Genomic DNA, 18,505 nt, shown 5'->3' on the forward strand with positions numbered 1-18,505 from the left:
TCTACATCCCCAACTTATTTTCTTTGGAGCGACGATACAACACAAAGGTATGACCCACGACGTGGACGACTTCACTATGGGTATTGGCAGCACATTCAATAGCTGCTTCGCGCACATCAATGGGACTGGTCTTCAATAATTTACACTTGACCAGTTCATGGGCTTCCAAGGCTGCATCTAAGGTTTCCATCGTATTGTACGATAGGCCGTCTTTGCCAATTTGAAGGATGGCTCGATACGAGTTTGCGAGTTTCCGTAATTTTTTCTTGGTTTGTTTATCTAACATTAAATCATTGCCTTTCTAAATGTGACATTGATGCCTTTATGGACACGTACATAAATTTGTTTGATGTCGCCACTCACACAGAACCAGCCTAAGCCGTGAATGACCACATCCATTTTATCATTCCCTACCTTGGGTCCATGGAACGTATGCATACTGACCATGCTGGTATCTAAACAAGGCACCAACATTTCGTTCAAATGATCATTCCATAAGCGATCGGCATCGGCTAATTTGCCGCGATGGATCGCAATGGAGCGGGAAAAATAACCAACCACACTGGCTTTACCATTGGTGACCACATCCAAACGGGCCAAACCGGCAGCGGCAAAGGATTGGTCTTCATAGATCTGCGATACATACGGCCGAACGGGTTTGGTAGGAATGACCGTTTTTAAGTCTTTGGGTTGAAGCCATGCCAATACACTATGGCGATTTTCAATGCCAGGTGTATCATAGATCGTAAATCCTTCTTGTGGAATAGGGATCAGATCGAGCGTTGTCCCCGGATTTCGAGAGACGGTTAATTGACGGTCTTCCAACATTTGGTTCAATAAGGTACTTTTTCCTACATTGGCCATGCCCATAAAGATGATGTCTTTGCCAAAGCTATAGCGTTCAATGGCACGTTCAATTTGATGGATGCTGTGGATCCCTCGATCGGATAGTGTTTTATGTTTTTTGGATGGATCTAAAATTAGATCACCACAAATCAAGATATCACGAACGACGATTTTTTCTTCTTTGAGTCGATGATCCACAAACGCATAGATCTTTTGATCCGTCACGGTCTTAGGTAAGATATCTCGTTTGGTCAAGATCAAGACAATATCTTTGCCCGGTAATTTTTGATTGAGTCGTGAGATCATACCGCCTTCAAAATCAAAGAGATCAACGATCCAAAAGACAACGCCATCGATCGCATTGATCTTTTCGAAAGTTTGACTGGATTCAATGCCTTGTTGCATGGAAATCGTGACTTGGCCATAATGCGAGATCTTATAACATCGTTCACAATAGGTTGCATCCAGTCGGGGAACATATCCCAAGGCTTCGGGGTCTTCATTTTGAAGTTCAACGCCACACCCTTTACAATATTTGGTCATTCACAACCCTCCTTTTCTAGATTGTACTGAGGCTTTTCAAAATATTCAATTAATTTTTCGGCACTATGGATACCATCAATCGCACTGGTCACGATACCACCGGCATATCCCGATCCTTCGCCGCTTGGATAAAGGCCAAAAATTGAACTCATTCCTTGTGGATCGCGTGAAATGCGAATGGCACTGGAAGAGCGAGATTCAACCGCACTCAAGATAGCACCGGAAGAAACAAAGCCGGGTACGCGTTGTTCAAAGTTTTCTAGTGCTTCATGCAGAGCTTGATTGATGGGGTTTGAAAATAAGGTATTTAGATCCACAAATTGGGTTCCCAATGCATACGTGGGTTGGACCGCGCCAAAGGCTGTGGATATCTTATGGTCTAAATAGTCAGAGGCCAATTGGCAACAAGCGGCATAGCCATGGGCCATTTGATAGGCTTTGGCTTCTAACTCTTCTTGATAGGCTAGACCGCCCAGGATTGCTTTTCCATAATCGCTTTCATCCACTTGGACCAATAGGGCGCTATTGGCATTGGTGCCATCACGTTTGGCATAGCTCATGCCATTGATCACCGTGTGTTTGGCCTCACTGGCAGCCGGGATCACATAACCACCGGGACACATACAAAAGGTATAGACGCCTTTTTGATTGGATGCGGTATAGGTAAGTTTATAGCGTGCAGGAATGAGTCGGGGATCGTGGGCATATTCTTTCAACATGGCTTGATTGATATAGTCTTGTCGATGTTCAATGCGCACACCGATCGCAAAGCGTTTATTTTCCAACTGGATATGATGGGCATGCAACATCAAAAGGGTATCTTTGGCACTGTGTCCACACGCTAAGATCATGGCCGTACAGGGATGCCATACATTGTGGTATTGAATGGCAACCAGGTTTCCGTCTTTGACTTGGATGTCTTCTAAGGCTGTATCAAAACAAAAGGTGCCGCCCAGGCGTTCAATTTCATTTCGACAGTTTTTAATGATTTGTACAAAGGCATCCGTACCAATGTGGGGATGTTGATCGATCAAGATTTCAGATCGAGCGCCAAAACGGACCAATTCTTCCAAGACTTTGCGACAGCGACTGTCTTTGGATCGGGTGGTCAATTTGCCATCACTAAAGGTGCCGGCACCGCCTTCGCCAAATTGCACGTTGCATTCTGGATCCAATTGGCCGGTTTGCCAAAATTGATGAACTTTTTGGGTTCTTGTATCCACTTGGGAACCGCGTTCTAGAATCATGGGATGGTAGCCGGCTTGGGCCAAGATCAAGGCCGCAAACATGCCTGCTGGGCCAAAGCCGACGACAACGGGTCGATCAATCAAGGGATGGTAGCCGCTGGATACGGGTTGGTAGTGTTCATTGGGGCGGGGTTGTACATCTTTGTGTCGTAGATACTTTCGTTCGTGTTTGACTTTGGCATCGATCACATACGAAAAGAAGATCTTTTGCGATCGGGCATCCACACTTTTGCGGTGGATGGACCAAGACAAAAGATCCTTGGTTGGCATATGTAGTTTTTTTAGAAGTTGTGCCTCCATTTCTTTTTTGTCTTCGGTGGCACATTTGACTTGAAAAACACGGATCATAATAAATTATCTAACACCGGATAGCGTTTGTGATAATGCATCACAAGGCTGGCAAAGGCTTGCGCAAAGGCCAGGGTCAAGAAATAAACGACCAAGTGTGCATGGGGTAACAACGCCAATAATATTTTTGCGAATAAGATATGTGAAGTATAAATCAATAAGGATTCATGGCGCAAGGTCATATAACTTTCCTTATAGGGTAAATTCCAGGTCAATAGGGCATTGACCATAAAATAGGTAGCTGGCACCAACAACAGATACATACTGGTCAAATCACGAAGGATGCCCATTTGATCATAGAGATGCACTTCCATGACCAATAGAATAAAGCTAATCAGCCAACCAATCATGGATACGCGATGAGGCAAACGACGGGTCTTGCTTAATAACAGGCCGATGCATACAAACATAGGGCCAAAGAAGATGCCGTCTCGTGAGGTTACCAACACTTTGGTAAAAAAGCCAAAGAAGAAGGATACATAGGGCATGGTTTCCCAAATGGGCGTATAGACATTGATCAAATAGCCGAAGATATATAAGATCAAGGATACGATCAATGCGCGTTTCATGCTGTGTTTGGTGTACAGCAGATAGACGATATAGGTAGCTAACATCAATGCGGGCAAGAACCATAAATGATAATAGGATCCATTGAATATCACATCGCGTAAATAAGCAAAGATGTGATAGATGCGAAAATTCGCATGGGCATAGTCCCAAATGGTATAGGGCAAATAAATGATGGTCCAGGTCAAATAGATCTTACCTAAGCGTTTTTCATAGTTGAGCAGTGCTTCTTCATTGGTGGACAAATCATTGGTAATTTTTCGAAAGAAGAAAAATCCCGATGCCACAAAGAAGAAAGGTACAGCCAAACGGCAAACCGTTTGGATCCAATAGGTATTGAATGTTTGTGAAACTTCATAGAATGGGTAGGTATGGATACAAACCACCAATAGTGCCGATACATATTTGGCAATATCAATGGCGCCATATCTCCTTTTTCGTCTTGCCATATTCTCTCTTTCCCCTTATCTTTTTTTCAAACGTGGCACTCGTGCGCCTAATGTGGATGCCAATTCATTATTGATCGTATGGGCAGATCGTGTGATCGCATCCATCGTCACTTGTTCTTTTCCTTGATGCCCAATGAGACAAACAATATCCCCTTCTTGTACGTTGTCTACCTGGGTCACATCGATCATACATTGATCCATACAAATATTGCCAATCAATGGACAACGTTTTCCATGGACCAACACTTCTACGCCTTGATTGGATATCAAACGTGGCAAGCCATCGGCATACCCAATGGACATCGTTGCGACTTTGGTTGGTTTTTGCGCAATAAAATGCCGTCCATACGATACGCTCATGCCGGGCTGGATCCATTTGACTACGCTCACATTGGCATAGAGGGACAAGATTGGTATAAAATCCGGTTGGGTGGCGATGGGAATTTGATCATCGCTGGTCAAGCCCAAGGGCAATAAACCGGGTCGACAATAGTCATAGCCGAGATCTTGATAGTTTAAGATGCCATAACTATTTTGTAGATGGGTCAATCCGGGATCGATCCCGTTATCTTTTAATCGATCAAGAACTTCATTAAATAAACCAATTTGCTGTTTGGTGAAAGTCGATGCGTCGATACCTAGGTCATCACTGACCGGAAAATGAGAGAAGATCCCATCCACTTGGACATGATCCAATTGATAGGCACGAACGATATCTTCAAAATGTTTTTCTTGTGGTTGATACAAGATACCGGTCCGATTCATGCCCGTATCCACTTTACAATGCGCATGAATGATCACATCATGGGCTTTGGCATAGTCATTTAATTTGCAGGCATAGGCATACGAACAAAGCGATTGGGTAATGTTTTGTTCATGCAGATAGTGCCAATGTTCTTCGGGGGTATAGCCTAAGATTAAGATGTTCTCTTGCAGGCCGGCTTGGCGTAAGCGAAGGGCTTCATCCACGCTGGAAACGCCAAAAAAGTCAATGCCCCATGCTTGACAGGCTTTGGCAACCGTAATGTCCCCATGCCCATAGGCGTTGGCTTTGACAATCGCCATAATTTTGGTCGATCCAATGAGTTTTTGGGTTTCCTCTAAATTATGAGCGATGGCATCCGGATCGATTTCGATCCAAGCACGACTATAGCTCTCTAACATACGCCGACTTCTCTTTCCATAGCCAATGCAATCAAACGATCGATCAGAGTTGGAAAGGAAATACCGGCTTCGGCCATCATGCTTGGATAACGCGACGTGGCAGTAAAGCCTGGAATCGTATTGACTTCATTCAAGACAATCGATTTGTCGGGTTGGACAAACATGTCGACACGGGCCATGCCTGTACAATTCAAGGCACGATAGACTTGTTTAGCCAAAGTTTGGGCTTTTTCAAAGGTATCGGCATCGATGCGGGCTGGACAATAAATATGGGAGCCAACCAGATCGTATTTGCCTTCAAAATCAAACACACCGCGTGTGATCTCAATTTCATCACAGGATCCGGTCACCAGTTCTTCGTTGCCCATAACGGCACAGCCAATTTCAAAGCCTTCAATGGCTTTTTCAATCAAACATTTGCCACGTCCGTCGTATTGGAAAGCGTCTTGGACTGCGTCCAAATATTGTTCTTTGGTTTCAACTTTATGAACGCCATAACTGCTTCCAGCGTTGCATGGTTTGATGATCCATGGCAAAGGAATCCGTGAAACAACGGATTCAAAAGATGGAACTTCTTCTGTTTTATATAAGCAAAGATAGTCTGCACAGGGAATGTTGGCTTCTTTACAAATGATATGCATGATTTCTTTATCCATGCACATCGCACTCGCCAATACGTCACAGCCCACACAATGGATGTTCATCAGTTCCATTAAGCCTTGGATACAGCCGTCTTCCCCGTTTTTACCGTGGACGATGGGAAAAACACAATCGATATCGATTTTCTTTTGATTGGTCAGATCAAATACACCTTGATGGATCCAAGCACAAGGTCTGGCTTGGGTTTGCCAATGGTCGTGTTCGATATCATCGATGGATCCATCATAAATATAAAAGACACCTTGTTGATCAATGCCAATCATGGTCATTTGATACAACTCGGCATGAATTTGTCGTAAGAAGCTGGCTGCGGAATGTAACGAAACACTATATTCTGAACTTTGTCCGCCAAAGATGACGGCCAGATTGATTTTTTTCATTCGTTTTCTCCTTGTTGTAAATCACTAATAATTTGGTCCATGGCCATGGCCCTGGAGCCTTTCACTAAGATAGCACAATCGGTGTTTAGAAAGGGGCGTAAGGCTTGCATCAATGATTTTTTGGAATCAAACCAAGTTCCCTGGGCTGCATCGGCTGTATAGAATGATCGATCGCCAACACAGAATACATAGTCAATGCCTAATTGATGGGCATAGGCACCAATTTGTGCGTGTAATGCTTTTTCGTTTTCTCCTAGATCGAGCATATCCGATAAAACGGCAATATGACAAGGGGTAGGAATACTGGATAAGGTATCCAAAGCAACCTTGGCACTTTCGGGATTGGACTTATACGAATCATCAATGATGGTTGCTTGACCAATCGTAATTTGTTGGGTGCGCATCTTTGTCATTTCAATATGCTCTAGTCCATATTCTATAGCATTTTCATCGATTTGTTTAGTCTTTGCCGCATAAATTACGGGTAAAGCGTTTTCAGCTTGGAAGTCGCCTAATACATTCATGGAAACGGGCTTTTTCATATCGTTACAGGTAAAGGTAATGCCATCTTTTCGATGGATGATGTCCCCCATAATATAGCTATTTCCACCCGGACCAAAAGAATGCAGCATGACATCACCACGATCGATTTCTGGCAATACCGCTTTGATTTCTGGGCATGTATGATAGAGGCAGAGTGATTTGGTATGGGTCAAAATTTCCAACTTGCCACGGGCAATATTTTCTTTGGTTCCAAAATTTTCCATATGGGCCGAGCCAATGCTGGTGATGATGGAAATATCCGGACGCGCAATGGAACATAAGAAATCGATATCGCCTTTGTGTTCCATGCCCATTTCGAGAATAGCAATTTCTACATCGGCATCCAGATCTAAGACAGTCAATGGTAAGCCAATTTCATTGTTGTGGTTGCCTTGGGTCTTTTGGGTTTTATATTTTTGAGAAAAGACCGAATACAAGATATCTTTACAAGATGTCTTGCCATTGGATCCCGTTACGCCAATGACAGTACAAGATAGACTCTTCATATAATAGCGGGCCAAATCTTGGAGGGCTACCGTAGTATCCGAAACCAAAATAAGAGGAAAATCGGGATAGGGTTTATGATCGATTTGCCAAAAAGCGGCCGTGGCTCCGTGTTGTTTGGCCGAATCTAAAAAGGTATGTCCATCCACGCGTTGGCCGATGAGGGGAATATACAGATTGCCCGGTTGTACACGGCGTGAATCAATGGATATACCAGCAATAGAAATATCCGAATCGTCACATCCAAAAAGGGATGTGTGAAGTGCATGTGCGATGGTTTGAGCGGTTGTTTGAATCATGAATTTTACTCCTTGTGCGGCTATTATAGCACATTTTAGGAAGACCATTTCAATTTCCCATTTCATCCCATTTTTCATTGGATTTTTTTCTTTTTTGATAAAAAAAGGATACATTTTTAGGTTTTTTATCCATAAAAATCCATTTTTTGCCCATTTTCACATATTTTCCCACACTTTTCACATAAATCGCGTCTTTAGGTGTGATATACTCGATATAAGCAAGGAGTAGAAGACCTTGCCTGTGTGAATCATCGATTTGATATTCATACAATTTTCTATCCCCTTAATTTTTTGGAAGAGTCAGGCACCCCCTTAGCCTGGCTTTTCCTATTTTTAGGCGTATACTAAACATAAGGAGGAGCAACGAATATGTGTATTTTTTGCGATATTGCAGCGGGAAAGATTCCCAGTCATAAATTATATGAAGATGATACGGTCATTGCTTTCTTTGACGTCAACCCAACGAGTTATGGTCATTGTTTAGTGGTTCCCAAAGAACACACGGATTCATTCTTGGATTGCCCAGCACAAGTGCGTGACCATGTCTTTGAAGTGGCACAACAATTAGCCAACAAATTAGAGGAAAGACTCCATTGTGATGGCATCAATGTGTTGACCAATGTCCATGAAGCTGCCGGTCAAAGTGTTCATCATTTCCATGTGCATTTGATTCCAAGATATACCAAGGATGATCATCTCACGTTAGCTTTTGGTAAGATCCCACCCGTTGACTTTGATGAATTGGAACAAAAGATGAAATAAACCAAAATGGCATTTCATGAAGCGTTATTCGAAACAAGGATAACGCTTTTTTCTTTTGGGATCATCTATCTGTGGAAATATCGAGCAGGTCCCCTACAAATGCACCTAGATATCTAATAAGAAAGCCATCTCTTCCCTTTATGTAACCCGTTTGTGTAGCTTGTTGCAGAACGATTCTGCATTTCAAAAGGCTTTACGATCCCATAGAGTTATTTGTTTTCTTGGGATAGGAATCCATAGGATTGAATGATTTCAACTTTCGCATATTAGGCCATGATCGTGCGCATAATGAATGATCTTATTACAGATACAAGGATCAATGCCACAAAAAAACGGTATTGAAAAAGATGCATTTTATCCGTATGTAAAAAAGAATAATCTGGAACGAATTGGCCATGGAATCTACATCAGTGAGGATGTGTGGCCTGATAAACTTTTTATTCTTCACAAATACGCCCCCACAGCCGTTTTTTCTCATGAGGAGACATTGTATTATCACAATCTTATAGACCGTGAAAAAAGATCTACTAAATAAGGATCATTATGGAAATGACATTCCCATATAAGATGTGCAGCGAACGATTTGTGACATGGCACGAAGTCGTAGGAATATTGAGATTCAGGTATTCAATACAGCATGAAAGACATATGTCAAAAAGAAGGATAAGGATTTGAAAAATCTAATCACCCTTATTTCATGTAGACAAGATGATTAGGCAGTTTTATGGAGGTGCTGATTTCATATCACTTTTGTCAGCACAAATAACGAGCTAATTAGTTTCAATCTATACAGGTTTATTAAGATCCAAACATGACTACGCAATAATGTAAAAAATAGAGAGAAGGCACAGGTACCCTCTCTCCGGAAAAAGATTTAACTTTTTTGTTCTTCTTTGGCATTATAAACATATTTATTTCACGTAGTCAATCACTTTTTCTAAAAATATATAGCATGATGTTAAATATGAATCTTTTTCAAAATATTCTTTATGGAATACAAATCTTTCTTTAAAAAGCTTTTCCAAATCGTTATATATATGACCTTTCATGGGTTCGCTAGTACATATATAATTAAATAAAAATAAGGAAGCCACAAAATCATGGATTATTGGATTTCGCAACAACTTTTTTCTCGTTGATTTGCTGATATTTTCTATTTTACTGATTTCATGTTGCAATTCTTTCGTTGGTGCAATGATTCCTTGTTGATTTAAGTGAGTATGTTTATACGGTATACGTAACGAATTTAATAAACAATTGTTATGTGCAGCCGCATTTCTTAGGAATTTTGCAGACCAAAGCAAAGGAAGAACTTTATCACTAATTTCTGTAGGATATTTTAAATAATATAGTTGATAAAGTTTAATAAAGTCGCCAAATGACATGACCTCCACAATAGACCAAACGCTCCATTGATTTTCATATTTTTGTATTAGATCTGCACATGCAGAATCTTTTTTCTTCTGATTTATATTTTTTTTGATAAAAGGATATTTTTCAAATAGATCATTAATGATTGTAATGCCATTTTCTTTTTCATTATTTGTAACATCACGTATCAACATTGTTTTTAATGAATGCTCAGTTGATAAGGAAAGATTAATTATAAACAATCTTAAATTGGCATCTAATGTTGATAATTCAACCAAGTATGCAAAATCTAAATTAACAAATGATCCATCTTTTTTTCGTTCGAAAGACTTAGCATATGATTTCAATTTAAAATAATAAGTATTGTAAGTTAAAAATTTTTTTGCATCGTTTTCAGACATAATTTCAAATTTTATGTTCTTAGATTTTATGTGTTCGATTTGTTCATCTATAGTTATCTTCTTTTTTTCTGTCATATTACAGACCACCTCCTATTTCACACTGTTCTAAAACACAACTTTTTCAAACAAACTTAATAGAACTTTTGTTTAAGAATGACAAGCTTTTCTACTTGTAGTAAACACAGTTCAAGATGGTCCTGTTATTCAAATAGTTTTTTGCCATTGTTTGTGAATCGATTGCTTCCATTCTTCTCAGATGCTTTCATTAAATGCTTCAATCGAATATTGTCCCTTCTCATATTGAAGGATGGTCAAACGGCAATTTTCAACTTTATCATCGTTGTTTAAACATTGTTCAAAGAAAGGTTGATCAATGATGGAAAGAAAAGATAGGATGGAAAAACAATGGGTCACACATAAAATATTGGTATTGTCTTTGGCTGTATGAACAATGGTATCCATTGTCGTATGCATTTGTTTGGCGACGATATCCAAGTTATTGCCACCAATGTCTGTCCAATCTCGCAACAAGAGTTGTTGCCAAGTTTTTCCTTCTGGTTCTTTTTTCAGTTCCAATTGGCCAAAATGCATTTCTTTTAACCCCTTGGTTGGAATGATTTCCGTTTGTTGAAAAACGTTGATCAAAGAAGCCGTTTGGTAGGCTCTTGGGCTAGGGGAACAATAAATTTTTGAAAAAGGAACCGATCGTAATTGTTCACCCAATCTTTGTCCTTGTTGTAGTCCCAATGGAGTCAATGGGGTATCGGCCCATCCTTGCATCAATCGATCTACATTTGATTGAGTTTGTCCATGTCGGATCAAATAGATTTTTATCATAGTTTCACTGTATCACTTTTTCACGAAAAAAGAACCGTCCAAAAGAACGGTTCCTTGATTATTTCATCGTGCGAATGGCGTGATATCCTTGTTTAACGGCATTGATGATCTTGGTTGGACGATTGGCATCGCCAACAATGTCAAAGTCGATCTTGCCATCCAACTCTTTGATCAGTTGGTTGTTGCTTCTAAAACCAGAAGCAATGATCACAGTATCGCATGGAAGCGTATGGAGATTGGCTTGATCATCTTGATAGATGATGCCATCTTCTTTGATTTCGACCACTTTAACGCCACATACTTTTTGGATGTGTTTTTCATCGATCATTGCTCGTAAAGCTTGGTCATTGTTCTTACAATGATCGGCAATCTTTAAAATGTCTGGCAGCATTTCAACGATGGTCACATCTTCGGCTTTTTCGGCCATGAAACAAGCCGTTTCACAACCAACCAAGCCACCACCAATCACAACAACATGTTTGCCTGGTTGCACGTTTCCTTCTAAGTAGGACAAGGATTCTTTGGCATGTTCAATACCTTTGATTGGTGGCATAAAACTATGGGCACCCGTAGAAAGGATGACTTTATCATACGAATTGGCTAAAATTTCTTCGGCTGTTGCTTCTTTATGGAAAACAACTTGTACGCCTAATTTTTTCATTTGTGTTTCATAATACGTAATCAAACGAAGCACATCGTGTTTGAATGGTGCGGTTCCAGCTCCCCATAAATTACCGCCAACACGATCCTTCTTTTCCCATACTTCCACGTGATATCCGCGTCTGGCTGCGGTAATAGCTGCTTCCATGCCACCAGGACCGGCACCAACGATCAACACATTTCGATGGGTATCTTGGGTTTCTGGTAAGGCAAAGGTATCTTCTTCAAAACAAGTTGGATTGACCGAACATACAGGATGGGTACCATTAAAGGCTGAATTTAGACATTCGTTACAACCAATGCAAGGAACAATGTCTTCGATGTTTCCCTTCTTTACTTTTTCCGGCCAATACGGATCGGCAATTTCTTGATGGCCAAGGGCAATTATATCGCAAATATCATCTTCGATCATGGATGTAGCCACACTTGGATCAAATAATTTACCATGTCCCATGACAGGAATCGATACACTGGCTTTGATCTTTTTGATCATTTCGACATTATAGGCATGTTTTTGATAAACGGTTGGAATGGCTTGATACCAAGCTTCATAGACACCGCGATCACAATGTAGGATATCCACACCCGCTTCTTCAAATATCTTGGCCATTTGAATGCCTTCATCCAAGGTGCGGAATCCTTCAATGCCTTGGTCGGCCGTAAATTTAACACTGATAGGCATCTTTCCATTGGTATATTTACGAATGGCAGCAATACATTCCAATGGAAAACGCATGCGATTATCAAGGGATCCTCCATATTCATCGGTACGATGGTTCCATTGACTACTCATAAACTGATCCAATAAATAGCCACCATAGGCATGCAGTTCGACCATGTCACCACCGGCTTTATTCACTAACCAAGCTGCAAAGCCAACACGATCTGCTAGATAATGAATATCTTCCACTGACAAGACTTGGCATTTGATCATAGGTGCCCAAAATTCTTCAATTTCACTGGCCGAATACGGTGGATTGGCAGGATTGGGAACAGCCACACGACCGGCACCAGGACTTAATTGGAAACAAACCTTCGCTCCATAGGCATGGACCCGATCAACGAGCATGGCCATGCGTTCGACATGCGCTAATGAAGAAATTTCTGGGCTTGGGCGTTTGCCATCATACTTGGTACTCACTACATTCGCACCGGTCATGACCAAACCCACGCCGCCTTTGGCACGTTCTTCAAAATAACGAATAGCATTCAATGTATACGAACCATCGGCTTCGTAATTGGTATGCATCGGTGCCATCGCAAGGCGATTTTTCAGACGAAGATTGCCAATATACATAGGACTAAATAAATTTGACATACTCATTTCCTCCATCGTTTACTATATATAGATTATCATTTACTCTAGGTAAAGTAAATGATAAAACATTGCACACCTTACTAATTTTTAATATTCTTAAAGTATGAAAAACAAAACCACAAGAAAAGATATCTTACACGTTGCCTATGACTGTTTTAAAGCCAAGGGATTTGATGAAGTCAGTGTCGATGACATTTGTAAAAAGGCAGGCATCACCAAGCCCACTTTTTATAAATATATTGATTCCAAAGAATCCATTTTAACGTCTTATTATGATGAAGTCTGTCAAGATATCTATTTGCACTTTTCCAATATTGTTCAAGCCGATACCTATTATGAACAATTTCACTTATTTTATGACATGATCATCGATCGTTCCATTGAACTTGGACCAAAATTAATTGCGAAGATGTTGGACCTGAATTTGTCCAAAGATTTCAATAGTTTTGCGACCAGAGATCAACTCTCAAAAATTGTGGAAGTGTTTATTGATAAAGGAAAAAAAGCCAATGAATTCCAATCCAGTGAAGATACCAAAACACTCTATGATGCATGTAACTTTGCGTTCTTGGGTTTGGAATACAAATGGGCCGTTAAACAAGGACAATTGGATTGGAAACAAGCGTTTTATCAAATAACGGATGCGATCTTACAGGCAAATCCGGTATAAAGCGTGAAATCATGGATTGGATTGACAATGATGACTGGGATGGTAGTTGATCATTCATTTATTTATAAAAGAATGAGATTCTCTTAAACTTAAAGTATTTTTTATATTTTTGAAGTTTTAAGCTACAAAAGTGTTCATTATTTTAAAGTTTTGAATATAAATGAATCAAACAAGAGAATGGATATGGGGCTTAAGCTTATATTTGTAGCATTGACCGATGATTTGAATATCTCGATTTCAGGAGGATAAATTTATGAAGGTTTATTGCATCCTATTTGATTTGATGATGGCCATTCTTTTCTTTTTGATTGGGATATACTTTTATAAATCCAACGGAAAAGCCGCTAATTTTTTAACGGGTTACAATATGAAATCCATAGACGAACGCAAAAAATTCAATGAAGATACATTATGTAAAGACTATGGGAAAAAGATGATGTTGTGGGCTATTCCTTTTTTGATTGGAATTGGCATTGATATATACTCTCCTGGTAAAGGAGTACGTATTGCATGGATACTATGGGTAATAATGCTTATTCAATTATTGATAGAAAGACATCAACGAGAAAATTAGATTTTTGGCTATTCTTTAGATATGAAATAAGACATTTCGTTTTGAAATTGAAGAAGTGGCCAGAATGAAAGTTGGATGGTTAGGTAAAAGTAGTTTTCTGGGACTTACTTATGGTGAAGTCTATACAGTCCTGTCACTAGAAAAGGGCTGGTTAGAATCATTGACAATACAAATGAAGATTATCTCTATCCTCCAATGAAATTTGAGATTGTGGATCCAAATATGGATGGCATTCCAATAATCGACTAGTTATGTTCAAAAGCATGAAAAGTCAAGGGACACTTGATATGAATAGATGGAGTTCTGAAATCGATGGTCCTGACATTGGTAATCAGAATGCTCCTCATGTGCAAAGTATGAAACTAGAAATTTTAAATTGAATAAAGATAAAATTCAATGAATACATTTGATGGTTATAAATTATCTTGAAAAAAATCTAAGCGCAAAATACGGTATTCATAAAATCAATGGAAAACAATTTATAAGATTCTCAAATTTTGGATTTTTACGACATGCATTTTGTATTGAATATGCAGATAATATAGAACAAGTGAAACGATGGATATTTCCAGAAGATGGAGATTTATTTTATATTTCAGAAATGATTGAAAGTAACACGCTCAATTCAATGATCAAAGAAATAGAAGGTTAATATTCATTGAAATTGGAATAAGAAAATTATTGCATTTAACATAAGTTTTCAGATGACCTGATTTCCATACCTATGAAATCAAAAACGGCTATATAAATAATATAGCAAGTAAGTAAGTTTTATGCTATGATTTCAATACCTATAAAGAACGTGTTAGAGATTGGCTCGTAGCACGTACCAACCTACAGAAATGCAAGGTGGTAAAGCCAAGATGATAGGAATACTTTAAAATATGGTCCTATCATCAACGATAGGGCTTTTCTTTTTGGAGATGTTTTCAAAAAGGAGGAAATGAGAATGAAAACAATTTTGGATGCATGGAAAGAAAATCCAGGAAAAGATCTATGGTTTTATTTGGAAGATGATGAAATGATAAATCTGTTTCAAAAACAATATCTCGATCTAGCTGATCAGATAGGTGTGAAAAAGGAATTGTTGAAAAAACTAAAAAAATATCCATTATCGCATCATGTAAAGCTGGTATATAGCAGCTTGGCTGATTATACAAATTTGAACAAATCTTTAAGCTATGGAACTAAAGCTTTTCCAAATGTTGCATATATCGATTTTAAAAAGTTTATCTCGAATGAATCCTATTATTTCGTTCAAGAAAAGACTTCATTCAAAAAAAACATATCAATAACTTTTGATCGAAATCTTTATGATAAACTTTTTGATTTTTGCTTAAGAAATCAGATTGCAGAAGAAGACGCTATTATTAAAATTTTAGAAAATAGATTATCTAGATAAAAAATGACCCGTGCTATTTATTTGAAACACGGGCTTTTTCTAACTTTTCATTTATTACATCTTGTCTGATTAGATCTTTGATGTATCCGGAAACAGATTTGACAGATTCTGTTTTCAGATGACCTGATTTCCATACCTATGAAATCCATATAATAATATTATTTTTTATATACGAATCTTGACAAACGAATGAAAGGGGACAGATGGAAATGTACTATAGTAAAGAAGAGGCTGAAAAAGAATATGGTCAACTATCTGATTTTTATAAAAATGACCTGAAAAGCAAGATATGAAAGGCCGGAACCATTGGGACATTTGGTCCTACATTCTTTTCTTTCGACAAGATAAAAATCTATCAATTTTGGGAAGATTTTCCATATAATCTAACAGATGAGGAAATTTATATTTTTACGAAAGAAGATCCTACAATGGCGGCATTACATTTATGGAAGGCTATAAACAAGCGTATGGAAGCTATCCGGAAAAGACACCCGCTGATACTGGCTATGGGCAGTTATGACAATTACAGCTACTGCAAGGAGCATTGCGAAAGATGTCCATTACGCTCACAGTGCACACGGTCAAATAATGGGAGAACACTTCAGATAACAGATAAGCTGAACGAACTGCAGAGCGAAACCAAAGAAAACCTGTCAACGGAAATCGGCAAAGAACTGATGAAACAGCGCAGCATCCAGGCAGAAGAAATCTTCGGCCAGATCAAGCAGGACCAGGAATATGACAGATCATGGCGTCGAAAAGAAACCATGGTCAAATTGGAACTTCTGCTTGTGTCGATAGGCCATAATCTGCGTAAATATCATACGCACAAAATGCAGAAGCAGAAACAGCAGAAAAATTAAAATAAGAATATAGACAAAAAAATGTCAAAATTGGGCAAGTCGGGGTTTGTCAAGAAAAGTGTGTATTTAATATTTTATGATCGATTTTAATAAGTTCTCGATCTTGTTTTGAAATAATGTTTTATGCCGAGAAAACTTGTTTATAATGAGCGACCCTAAGGTATGCTTAAAACGGCCAGCTGAAAATTGAGTTTTTTGACTGGCCGTTTTTTCAGGTTCTTAGGGACGGAGGCTCATTGTAAACAAGGAAATTGGAATAAATATCATTTCAAGATTCAGTATTGTATGTACTTTTCGATACGATCCTTAAACTGATCGTTGACCAACAATTGATTCAATACCATCGACCAATTATTCAGATGTCCTTTATCCCATTTTTTCTGTAGTTCTTTCACACGTAAATAGAGCAGCTTGAATACGGCTTCATGATTTGGAAATGATCCTTTTTTCGTCACTTTTCGAAAGGAAGAATTTACCGATTCGATCGCATTCGTTGTATACATGACTTTTCGGACAGCAGATCCATAATCAAACAGCTGTTCTACATGAAGGAAATTCCTCTTCCATACTTCGATCGCTCCAGGATATTGTTTCCAGTTGTCGCAGAATGTGTCGAACGCAGTCTTAGCTGCTTTTAGTGAAGAGGCTCCATATACTTTTTTTAGATCAGCAGTGAATTTTTTGTAGTCCTTGGTTGGTACATATCGGATGGAATTGCGAATCAGATGAACGATACATCTTTGTACGACAACACCTGGGAAAATAGCTTTAGCACCGGATTCAAGACCGGATACGCCATCTATAGAAATGAAGAAGATATCTTCGACTCCTCGTGCCTTGATCTCATCAAATACCTGCATCCAGTAGTTCTTCGATTCCGTGGAATCCATCCACAAGCCAAGAATTTCCTTTTGTCCCTGCAGGTCATACCCAAGAATCACGTAAACGGCTTCTTCTTTGGCCTCATAGTCATTTCTGACAGAAACGTACATACAGTCGACAAAAACAAATGGGTAACATTTTTTGAGCGGTCTGTTCTGCCATTCTTCCACTTCCGGAAGGATAGCATTGGTTATATCCGAGATCATATCATGGGATACTTTAAAACCATAAATATCCTCGATCGTTGATGAGATATCCCGTTGTGACATTCCACGTGCATACATGGATAATACCTTTCCTTCAATATCAGAAACATCCTTTGATCGTTTGGGAACGATGACTGGTTCGAAGGATCCATCTCTGTCTCTTGGCGCATTGATTTCTACTTCTCCCATCGTAGTTTTTAAAGTTTTGGGATTGGAACCATTTCTTCGGTTCTTTGTCGATTTTGGTTCTTTTGAATTGGATTTATAACCAAGATGATTATCCATTTCCCCCTGAAGCATACCTTCGAACAATGGACCAAAGATTTCTTTGAGAGCATCCTGCATATCGGCTACAGAATCACAGTCGTATGCTTTAAGGATTTCATTGGCAATCTTGACAGCGGCGGGATTTCTTTTAATTTTACTCATTTCATTCATTTTCCTTTTTCTCCTTCTACCATAACATGAGATAGACATAATAAAAAACTGTGTTCATTAGTTAGCCGTACGCATCTAACTAACTTACACAGTTCAGATTACACTCTCGAAAAATGTCTTCACCCCCACTTCGCAATTGAAAACTGATCAACTACTCACTCTCGAATCGAAGATATTTCATCATATTTCAGGATGAATATCTTCGATTTTTTCTGAATACTTTAATAGCTATTGATTGGTGGTTGAACCATTTTTTGTATTCCAATTCTTTGTTGCCAGAGTTCTATAACTATCTCCAGACATGTCAATCAGGTAAGACATGTATGCCAGTCTGTCAATGATTGCTCCCGTTAATACCTGGTCTTTAAAAACTTCATTCCACCGATCAAATGTCAGATTGGATGTGATGATCATGGCTCCTTTTTCATTTCGGCTGGATAACAGATTGAACAATATCTCTCCTCGTTCTTGGTCGAATGTGCAGTACCCCAGCTCGTCCAGTATGACCAGGTCATAGCTTTCAAATTTTCTTTTGTACATCGTTATTTGATTTTGATTCATCGCTTCTTTC

Annotated in this window: 18 protein-coding genes; 6 read left to right on the plus strand and 12 right to left on the minus strand. The window is 39.1% G+C overall.

The window, feature by feature from the left end; all coding sequences use genetic code 11:
• Position 1 precedes the first annotated feature (1 nt).
• The 7 genes from SOS22_RS05180 to SOS22_RS05210 are packed head-to-tail and all read right to left on the minus strand — an operon-like array spanning position 2 to position 7,550.
• On the minus strand, positions 2 to 286 hold the full coding sequence (locus SOS22_RS05180; protein ID WP_320325585.1) for a YhbY family RNA-binding protein: 285 nt from the start codon (positions 284 to 286) through the stop codon (positions 2 to 4).
• Positions 286 to 1,389 carry a GTPase gene (locus tag SOS22_RS05185; RefSeq protein WP_320325586.1) on the minus strand — a complete coding sequence of 368 codons (1,104 nt, stop codon included), beginning with the start codon at positions 1,387 to 1,389 and terminating at the stop codon, positions 286 to 288. The genes SOS22_RS05180 and SOS22_RS05185 overlap by 1 nt, the downstream gene beginning before the upstream one ends.
• The gene (locus tag SOS22_RS05190; protein ID WP_320596539.1) at positions 1,386 to 2,984 is read right to left on the minus strand and encodes an NAD(P)/FAD-dependent oxidoreductase; all 1,599 of its coding nucleotides are present in this window, start codon (positions 2,982 to 2,984) and stop codon (positions 1,386 to 1,388) included. Before SOS22_RS05190 ends, SOS22_RS05185 begins: the two co-directional genes overlap by 4 nt.
• Positions 2,981 to 4,000 carry an acyltransferase family protein gene (locus SOS22_RS05195; RefSeq protein WP_320325588.1) on the minus strand — a complete coding sequence of 340 codons (1,020 nt, stop codon included), beginning with the start codon at positions 3,998 to 4,000 and terminating at the stop codon, positions 2,981 to 2,983. Before SOS22_RS05195 ends, SOS22_RS05190 begins: the two co-directional genes overlap by 4 nt.
• A gap of 15 nt (positions 4,001 to 4,015) precedes the next feature.
• The gene (alr, locus tag SOS22_RS05200) at positions 4,016 to 5,164 is read right to left on the minus strand and encodes an alanine racemase (protein ID WP_320596540.1); all 1,149 of its coding nucleotides are present in this window, start codon (positions 5,162 to 5,164) and stop codon (positions 4,016 to 4,018) included.
• Entirely contained in the window at positions 5,158 to 6,204 is a 1,047-nt protein-coding gene (locus tag SOS22_RS05205) for a D-alanine--D-alanine ligase family protein (RefSeq protein WP_320596541.1), read from the minus strand. Before SOS22_RS05205 ends, alr begins: the two co-directional genes overlap by 7 nt.
• A complete protein-coding gene (locus SOS22_RS05210) occupies positions 6,201 to 7,550 on the minus strand; it encodes a UDP-N-acetylmuramoyl-tripeptide--D-alanyl-D-alanine ligase (protein ID WP_320596542.1) in 1,350 nt (449 codons plus the stop codon). The genes SOS22_RS05205 and SOS22_RS05210 overlap by 4 nt, the downstream gene beginning before the upstream one ends.
• A gap of 369 nt (positions 7,551 to 7,919) precedes the next feature.
• On the opposite strand from SOS22_RS05210, the gene SOS22_RS05215 reads away from it, so the two are divergent.
• Entirely contained in the window at positions 7,920 to 8,312 is a 393-nt protein-coding gene (locus tag SOS22_RS05215) for an HIT family protein (RefSeq protein WP_320596543.1), read from the plus strand.
• A gap of 319 nt (positions 8,313 to 8,631) precedes the next feature.
• Positions 8,632 to 8,847, plus strand: coding sequence for a hypothetical protein (locus SOS22_RS05220; protein WP_320596544.1), 216 nt, complete (start codon positions 8,632 to 8,634; stop codon positions 8,845 to 8,847).
• 376 nt (positions 8,848 to 9,223) lie between these two features.
• Here SOS22_RS05220 and SOS22_RS05225 read toward each other — a convergent pair whose 3' ends face one another.
• The 3 genes from SOS22_RS05225 to SOS22_RS05235 all read right to left on the minus strand — a co-directional run bounded on the left by SOS22_RS05225 (position 9,224) and on the right by SOS22_RS05235 (position 12,899).
• Positions 9,224 to 10,159, minus strand: coding sequence for an Abi family protein (locus SOS22_RS05225; RefSeq protein ID WP_320596545.1), 936 nt, complete (start codon positions 10,157 to 10,159; stop codon positions 9,224 to 9,226).
• Positions 10,160 to 10,336: 177 nt separating this feature from the next.
• The gene (locus tag SOS22_RS05230) at positions 10,337 to 10,921 is read right to left on the minus strand and encodes a histidine phosphatase family protein (protein ID WP_320596546.1); all 585 of its coding nucleotides are present in this window, start codon (positions 10,919 to 10,921) and stop codon (positions 10,337 to 10,339) included.
• Between the two features lie 58 nt (positions 10,922 to 10,979).
• Positions 10,980 to 12,899, minus strand: a complete 1,920-nt coding sequence (locus SOS22_RS05235) for an FAD-dependent oxidoreductase (RefSeq protein ID WP_320596547.1) — start codon at positions 12,897 to 12,899, stop codon at positions 10,980 to 10,982.
• Between the two features lie 103 nt (positions 12,900 to 13,002).
• Here SOS22_RS05235 and SOS22_RS05240 point away from each other — a divergent pair, with 103 nt between their 5' ends.
• The 4 genes from SOS22_RS05240 (at position 13,003) to SOS22_RS05255 (ending at position 16,408) form a co-directional block, all read left to right on the plus strand.
• Positions 13,003 to 13,569, plus strand: coding sequence for a TetR/AcrR family transcriptional regulator (locus SOS22_RS05240; protein ID WP_320596548.1), 567 nt, complete (start codon positions 13,003 to 13,005; stop codon positions 13,567 to 13,569).
• Between the two features lie 253 nt (positions 13,570 to 13,822).
• Positions 13,823 to 14,143, plus strand: coding sequence for a DUF3784 domain-containing protein (locus tag SOS22_RS05245; RefSeq protein ID WP_320596549.1), 321 nt, complete (start codon positions 13,823 to 13,825; stop codon positions 14,141 to 14,143).
• Positions 14,144 to 15,092: 949 nt separating this feature from the next.
• Positions 15,093 to 15,545 (plus strand): hypothetical protein, encoded by a 453-nt coding sequence (locus SOS22_RS05250; RefSeq protein ID WP_320596550.1) that lies wholly within the window; start codon positions 15,093 to 15,095, stop codon positions 15,543 to 15,545.
• A gap of 428 nt (positions 15,546 to 15,973) precedes the next feature.
• The gene (locus SOS22_RS05255) at positions 15,974 to 16,408 is read left to right on the plus strand and encodes a transposase (protein ID WP_320596551.1); all 435 of its coding nucleotides are present in this window, start codon (positions 15,974 to 15,976) and stop codon (positions 16,406 to 16,408) included.
• A 275-nt stretch (positions 16,409 to 16,683) separates the two neighbouring features.
• On the opposite strand, the gene SOS22_RS05260 is transcribed toward SOS22_RS05255, so the two are convergent.
• On the minus strand, positions 16,684 to 17,925 hold the full coding sequence (locus tag SOS22_RS05260; protein ID WP_414144414.1) for an IS256 family transposase: 1,242 nt from the start codon (positions 17,923 to 17,925) through the stop codon (positions 16,684 to 16,686).
• A gap of 237 nt (positions 17,926 to 18,162) precedes the next feature.
• On the minus strand, positions 18,163 to 18,505 hold a 343-nt coding region (locus SOS22_RS05265; protein WP_320596553.1), incomplete at its 5' end, for an ATP-binding protein.

Origin of the sequence: Absicoccus sp. (assembly GCF_034090965.1) — a bacterium.
GTDB classification, from domain to species: Bacteria; Bacillota_I; Bacilli_A; order Erysipelotrichales; family Erysipelotrichaceae; genus Absicoccus; species Absicoccus intestinalis.